This window comes from Sinorhizobium sp. 7-81 (genome assembly GCF_030124405.1).
In the GTDB taxonomy this organism is placed as follows: Bacteria; Pseudomonadota; Alphaproteobacteria; order Rhizobiales; family Rhizobiaceae; genus Sinorhizobium; species Sinorhizobium psoraleae.
Genome location: NZ_JASKLT010000015.1, coordinates 78,112 through 85,080, shown reverse-complemented (window position 1 = coordinate 85,080; position 6,969 = coordinate 78,112). Strand labels below are relative to the sequence as shown.

The 6,969-nt window shown below is 61.3% G+C and carries 5 protein-coding genes and 2 pseudogenes; 4 read left to right on the top strand and 3 right to left on the bottom strand.

The genetic code is table 11. The features are described 5' to 3' along the window. Positions 1–375: transposase (locus tag QN224_RS28810; protein WP_283979441.1), on the bottom strand; the 375-nt coding region annotated here is incomplete at its 3' end. 165 nt (positions 376–540) lie between these two features. Between QN224_RS28810 and QN224_RS28805 the strand changes: the two genes are divergently transcribed. Together QN224_RS28805 and QN224_RS28800 are read left to right on the top strand one after the other, a co-directional pair. Further along, entirely contained in the window at positions 541–2,262 is a 1,722-nt protein-coding gene (locus QN224_RS28805) for an FAD-dependent oxidoreductase (RefSeq protein ID WP_283979440.1), read from the top strand. Positions 2,263–2,305: 43 nt separating this feature from the next. After that, complete coding sequence (locus QN224_RS28800; protein ID WP_283979439.1) at positions 2,306–3,118, top strand: sugar phosphate isomerase/epimerase; 813 nt, start codon at positions 2,306–2,308, stop codon at positions 3,116–3,118. 349 nt (positions 3,119–3,467) lie between these two features. Here QN224_RS28800 and QN224_RS28795 read toward each other — a convergent pair. Next, positions 3,468–4,365, bottom strand: a pseudogene (locus tag QN224_RS28795) (DMT family transporter). Positions 4,366–4,383: 18 nt separating this feature from the next. Here QN224_RS28795 and QN224_RS28790 point away from each other — a divergent pair. Next, positions 4,384–4,617: pseudogene (locus QN224_RS28790) on the top strand (LysR family transcriptional regulator); the annotation flags it as partial. A 409-nt stretch (positions 4,618–5,026) separates the two neighbouring features. After that, positions 5,027–6,346 (top strand): tetratricopeptide repeat protein, encoded by a 1,320-nt coding sequence (locus QN224_RS28785; protein WP_283979438.1) that lies wholly within the window; start codon positions 5,027–5,029, stop codon positions 6,344–6,346. Positions 6,347–6,507: 161 nt separating this feature from the next. Here the strand turns inward: QN224_RS28785 and QN224_RS28780 are convergent. Beyond that, positions 6,508–6,969 (bottom strand): TetR/AcrR family transcriptional regulator (locus QN224_RS28780; RefSeq protein WP_283979437.1); only part of this gene is annotated, 462 nt, incomplete at its 5' end.

Genomic DNA, 6,969 nt, shown 5'->3' with positions numbered 1-6,969 from the left:
CCACGGACGGTCTTCCCTCGATTGAGCTTTCAACGAACTCATTCTGGCACATCGCGATGCCGTTGGGAGCCGTCCACCCCAACACGGCAACCGGGCAAAGGCCCGGAACGAGGCTGAGTCTTCGAGATGGAAGGCCAGTTCCTGATAACTCAACTGGCGATGCTGCTTGAGCAGCGCGCAGCGCAGCACAGCCTCGACCGGCAACCCCTCGCGGCCGGTTTCCTTGATGCCGTGTCGGCGCAGATCCCGCGTCACCCGGCTCAGCAGTTCGCCATGCTCGTCCAGCCACTGTGACATCGCTTTCAGTTCACGGCCAATCTCGTGTTCGGCGAAAAGATCGAATATGCTGGCCTGGACGGTGCGTTCTCGGCGCATTGTCGGCTCCGGCGGTTGCGGGTTTCCCTTTAGAATCAGTCGCTTGAACCTAAAGTGTACCTGAAACCGTCGGGCTTTACCCGCGGAAAATCGAGAATAAGCCAACAAAGTCAGCGACTTGCCGTTTATGGACGGGCACTAGCTAAGGGAAATGTGAGGTTCGCCATGGAGGAAATATGCGATCTTCTGGTGGTCGGTTCCGGCGCGAGCGGCCTTTCGGCGGCCGTGACGGCCGCCTATCACGGGCTGAATGTGATTGTCGCCGAGAAGGAAGCTGTCATCGGCGGCGCCACCTGTTGGTCGGGTGGCTGGATCTGGGCACCGCTCAATCCGCTTGCCCGCCGCGCCGGTGTCCGCGAGGACGCCTCGGCGCCACGCACCTATCTGGAGCATGAACTCGGCAACCGGTTCGATCCGGCGCGGATCGATGCCTTCCTTCATCACGCGCCGCGCATGGTGTCGTTTTTTGAACGGCAGACGGCGCTAAAGTTTGCCGACGGCAATGCCATCGCCGACATCCACGGTGATCAGCCGGGTGCCGGAACCGGCGGCCGTTCCGTGGCCGCCGCGCCCTATGACGGCCGCGAACTCGGGCCGCTCATAAAACTCCTGCGCGACACCATGCGGGAAACCGCTTTGATGGGCATGCCCATCATGGCGGGCAAGGATCTCTGGGCGTTTCTCACCGCCACGCGATCGCTAACGTCATTCCTCCATGTGACCGGCCGGCTTATCCGACATCTGTGGGATCTGACCGTTCACGACCGCGCCATGCAGTTGGTCAACGGGGTCGCCCTCGTCGCACGGCTGATGCGCTCGGCGCATGACCTCGGTGTCGAGCTTCGCGTCAGCGCGCCGGTGATCCGCCTCTTGTCCGAGGACGGGAGGGTCACTGGAGCCATTATGAGGACGAGCGAAGGCGAACGCGTCATCCGCGCTCGCCGTGGTGTCGTGCTCGCTGCTGGCGGGTTTCCGAATGACCTGGAGCGAAGACGGGAACTGTTCCCCCACGCCCCGACCGGCCGGGAACACTGGACCCTTCCTCCCCACGGCACTTCCGGCGACGGTTTGAGGTTGGGGGAATCTGTGGGCGGCGTGGTGGACACCACGCTCGCTGCCGCAGGTGCCTGGTGCCCGGTTTCGCTGGTGCCCTACCGGGGCGGGAGCACAGGGCACTTCCCGCACATCATCGACCGTGGCAAGCCCGGCGTAATCGGCGTCCTCGCCAATGGCCGACGCTTCGTGAACGAAGCCCATGGCTATTACGATTATGTCGCCGCTATGCTTGCGGCCGTGCCGAAAGGTGAGGAAGTCGCCTCTTGGCTTATTTGCGATCACCGGTTCCAGCGCCGCTACGGTCTCGGCCATTCGAGACCGGCCCCTATGCCCGTCTTCCCGCATGTCCGTTCGGGCTATCTCAAAACCGGCAGGACGATCGAAGACCTGGCGCAAGCGTGCGGCATCGATCCGAAGGGCCTCCGGGCGACCGTTGACGAATACAACCTTCATGCCCGCCGCGGCAAAGATCCAGTCTTCGGGCGTGGATCCACGCCGTACAACCGAAACCAGGGCGACCCAAGGCAGCAGCCCAATCCATGCGTTGCTCCGATCGAACGCGGACCGTTCTACGCCGTCAAGGTTCTTCCTGGCAGTTTTGGCACCTTTGCCGGTCTCAAGACGAATGAGAACGCCCAGGTGCTCGACGACGCCGGTAAGCCAATATCCGGCCTCTACTCGATTGGAACCGACATGGCGAGCATCATGGGCGGCTATTACCCGGCCGGCGGCATCAATCTCGGCCCGGCCATGACCTTCGGCTATATCACGGGCCGCCATGCGGCTGGCGCAACCGATTTCGAAACCGACGATCCCGACGCCGTCGTTTGACGGAACAGGGCCGCAGGAGAGCAATGCTACAAAGGAGTACGCCATGCAACTGTCACTTGCCCATCTGACCGCCATTTCGCTTGCACCTGCGGATCTGGTGAGGGTCGCGGCGCGTGTCGGATTCAAATCCGTTGGTTTGAGATTGCTGAAGGTGACGCCGGAGAGCCCCGGCTATCCCCTGATGAATGATCCGCTCATGCTTCGTGAAACGAAAGCCGCACTCAGCGATACCGGCATTGGCGTGTCCGACATCGAGTTTGTGATGATCACGCCAACGCTCGACGTTGGCGGGCTACGGTCGTTCCTGGAGGCGGGATCGGCTTTGGGGGCCAGCAACGTCATCGTTGCTCCTTACGATCCGGACCGCGAACGCCTTGCCGACCGCTACGCAGCCTTGTGCGAACTGGCTTCGGATTACTCAATGCGCGTGATGATGGAGTTTTTTCCTTGGGCGGAAATCAAAAACCTTGCTGACGCGCATGCATTCGTGAACGGGGTCGATCAACCCAACAGCGGTATCCTCGTCGACACACTTCATTTCGCGCGGTCGGGCGGCACATTCGAGGAACTGATGATGCTTAATCCGGCCAAAATGCCGTTCGTTCACATCAGCGACGCACCGGCCGCGCATCCTCAAACTCTCGAAGGCCTGCTATTCCAAGCTCGCGAGGAACGTCTGCCTCCCGGGCAAGGTGGATTGGATCTAAAGGGATTCCTTAAGCACCTGCCGCCGCAGGTCATGCTCGCGCTGGAAGTCCCTATGGCAGCTTACACGAAAAGGCAGGGCCTGGAGGCATCTATTCAATGTGTCTACGATGCAATGACGAAGATGATCTCGGAAATCAGGCAAAGCTGATTGATCCACGCCGCACCCCAGAGACGGGGCGCTTATGCGCCGGAACGGTTGCTTCGTGGACTCAGTCGGCCCATGTTCACAGTCCAGCGTTTCGGGCTGGAGTCCAATGACTGCAGGTGTCGCCGGCCATTCTTCAACTGCTAACCGACTGAGTCATGCAAATGTGAGTTGGTTGCGCGGGCTCGGGACCAACGATTCCTACGATTGGTCCAGCGATAGATACCAAAAACAGGCGGCATGACTTTCGCTGCTCGCAGCCAACCTGCAGGCGGACAGTAAAAAGCGGGAAGGAGGCCAAAATGACCCCATCCGCTGTGGTGCGATTTGCGATGGCGTAGTCGCCCTCGAATCAGGTCGCTCTCATTGGCCGCCGCCCCGAGCGGTATTCTCGCCAGACGGTAAAGAGACCGGCTCCCACCACCATGAGGGCGCCGATCAGCATGTTCCAGATGATGGTCTCAGGGAAGAATACGGTTGCGATGCCAAGGCTCAAGACGAGCTGTAGGTAGGTGAGCGGTTGCACCTCGACGGCACTCAGCAGGCCATAAGCCTTGATGAGAAAATAATGACTGAGTGCCCCGCAAACGCAAAGCGCGGCCATTGCGGGCCAATCGGCGATATGAATCGGCGTCCAGTAGAAAGGTCCAGCGAATGTCAAGACCACGGCTCCTCCCACCCCGCATAGAGGACGCTCGTCACTGCAGAATCGTGTTTGTTGACTGCCCGGGTCGCAATTGCATAGAACGCATACATGACACTTGCGGTCAGCGGAAGCATCAGGCGGGCATCAAATTGAACGGCCACCGAGTTCAGAAGCACCAGCACGCCGAATAGGCCGGCGACCACGGCAATGCCGCGTCGCCAGCCGACCCTCTCTCCGAGCAGGGGTACCGACAGGATCGTGACGATCAGCGGCGTCGCTTGAAGTACTGCTTGGCTCATCGCCAACCCGGCGACGGTGAAGGCGGCGATGACGACGACAATCTCAAAGGCCAGGAGAATACCTCGGAATAGCTGCAGCACCGGTCGCTTCGTGACGAAGGCCCGCTGCAGGCCTTTGGGAGACGTCGCGGCAAGAATCGTCACGAACACGGCAAAGGCCCAGAAGCGGATCACGGTCACGATGATCGCCGGGTACTTCTCGCCCAGCAGCTTGGAGAAGCCGTCCTGCCCGAGATGGCGATCGCCAGCAAGACATAGACGTAGCCGAGTGTTTTGGAGTGCTTCGTAATCGGTTGTTTATGGATCGACGGAGAGGCCAGCTGGTTTTTCAGGACTTCAATTTGCTGGCGACCGCCGCGATCGCCGGCCATCGCGTCGCGCTCTGTCCGGTCGAGGTATGCAGACGGGAAATCAAGAACGGTGACCTGATCGTGCTTTCCGACACCTCGGTTCTCGATAGGGAAAGCTATTTTCTAATTAGCAAGGCATCGCGCCAGAAATCAGTGGCGGCGTTTTGTGCGTGGTTCCAACAGGTTGTTGATCCGGGTGAAGACTGATGTTCGTGCCAATGCTCCCCGGCGAGCGATCCTGTCGTCGGCCCCAGGCCCCTTTGGAATAGTAGAGATCGTTGGTTGCGGTGGCTCGCAACCAACGATTCCTGCGATTGGTCGACCAGCACCTATCCAATCTGCCGAAATCGTACTCTTCAGGTGACCACGTCTCCACCCAAGCATAGACATGCCTCCGCCAATCATCACGCAGGCAACCCTCATCGCGCCCTCCCGCGCAGTCACGGGGTAGCCAAACGGGGTGGGACCGGATCGTTCTTCCTTGGTCGGTCGGACATGAAGGTTGTCATCTAATCTACATGGTTTGGCAGTCTGTCGAAATACGGTCAGTAGCGAGTCCCTTATAATCGCTGAAATGCGCAATAATACGCGCCGATCCTGCGATGAGGAATCTGCCATGACCCAACTCGACAGCCGCGGCCTGCCACTCTCGACGTCATCGGACCTTGCGGCCGAACGCTACCGGGAGGGGGTAAATCTGCTTCTTTCGACCTGGCCCGGCGCCGCGGAGGTTCTCGAGGAGGCCATCGCAGCCGATCCGGATTTTGCGCTTGCGCATGCGGCCCGTGCGCGACTGCACGCGATCCGAACGGAAGTGGCCAAGGCCAAGGAGCGGATCGCGACGGCAGAGAAGATCGTCGCGCGGCGCGGGACCGAGCGGGAACGGAGCCATGTGGCGATCGTGTCGCTTGCCATCAACGGCCAGTCGGCCAAAGCGCTGGAGCGCGCACTGGCGCACGCCGACACCTGGCCGCGCGACGTCCTTATCCTGTCGTTGGTCCTCGGCGCCTTCGGGTTGTTCGCCTTCTCGGGGATGGCTGATCACGACCAGGCGCGCGTGGATCTCTGTGAACGCCACGCCCGCCACTTCGCCGATGACGATTGGTGGTTCGTTACCTACCGAGGCTGGTCTCATGCCGAGAACGGCAATGTGGCGCACGGCCGGGCGCTCACTCAGCGCGGCTACGATCTTAGAATCAACAACGCGAATGCAGCGCACGCGCTCTCGCATGCCATGTACGAGGGCGGCGCTGGCGAGGACGCCGAGAGATTGATCGCGGACTGGCTGCCTCGCTACGACCGAACCGGCATCCTCCACGGCCATATCGCCTGGCACTCGGCCTTGGGCGCCCTGGCACGAGAGGATCCCGCGCGGGCGCTGGCGATCTACGTTGATTACATTCAGCCCTCGGTGACCGCCGGCATGCCCGTCAACGTGGTCAGCGACACCGCCTCTTTCCTGTGGCGGCTGCAGGCTTACGGACACGCGGTGCCTGTGGGCCTTTGGGATGCGGCGGCTGCCTATTCCGGTGAATACTTCCAGAAGGCCGGCTTTGCCTTCGCGGATGTCCACAGGGCCATTATCGATGCGGCGGTCGGCGACAAGGCGGCGGTCGAGCAGCGGACTGAGGCGTTGAAGGGTTTGGTCGATGCGGGTGCGCTTGCTGCAGGATCGGTCGTGCCCGCAATCTGCCGCGCCGCCCTGTCCTTCGCAGAGGAAGACTATGCCGGCTGCGCCCGTGTCCTGGAGCCGGTGGCGGCCGAGGTCGTGCGCATCGGCGGCAGTGGCGCCCAGCGCGAGATGATCGAGGACATGCTCGTCCTCGCGCTCATGCGGAGCGGCGAACCCGTGAAGGCCCGCGAACTGCTCGACCGCCGGCTGCACCGCCGCCCCTCGCCGCGCGACACGCGCTGGCAAGGCGTTCTCGCAACCTGACGGTCCGATCGTCACATACTATTGCGAAAACTGCGAGCACCCTCTTCCCACAAACCTCGCTCCTGTCCAGCCAGGCGTGCAGGCTTGGGCTATCGACAGCGTTCTGGCTGACCTGAACCCAGCCAGCGTGCCGCGAAGCCTTCCTTGCGAGCATCGCAGGTTTATGCAAGCGCGGCAGTTCCATTGTCGAACAGAGATGGATCTTCCAGAACGTTCGCCGTTAGCATCGCGCCTTCCAGCGCGGCAAGCACGTGCAGAGCGCTGTTTCGCGTTAGTCCTGCCTTCGTCAGTTTATCGATTCCGAGCAGGAAGAAGCGCTTGACTTCGTCCTTGACTTCACTGGACAAATCTTGCGCCGTCGCCCCTAAAGCACCGCACAGGCACATTCGCCCGTCGCGCTGCAGCGCTATACGAAACGCCTGCCGCCACGCCGAGACAATATCCTTGCCGCCGGCAATCTGCTGATCCACCGCCCCGAGAAAACGATCCGTGTATCGGCGGGCAACGGCCGCCGCGAGCTTCTCCTTGGTCGGAAAATGATAGTGAACGCTGGCGCTCTTCACACCGACGTCGGCGGCAATCTCCCGAAAGCTGAAGCCGCTGTAGCCGGCGCTACGGATTCG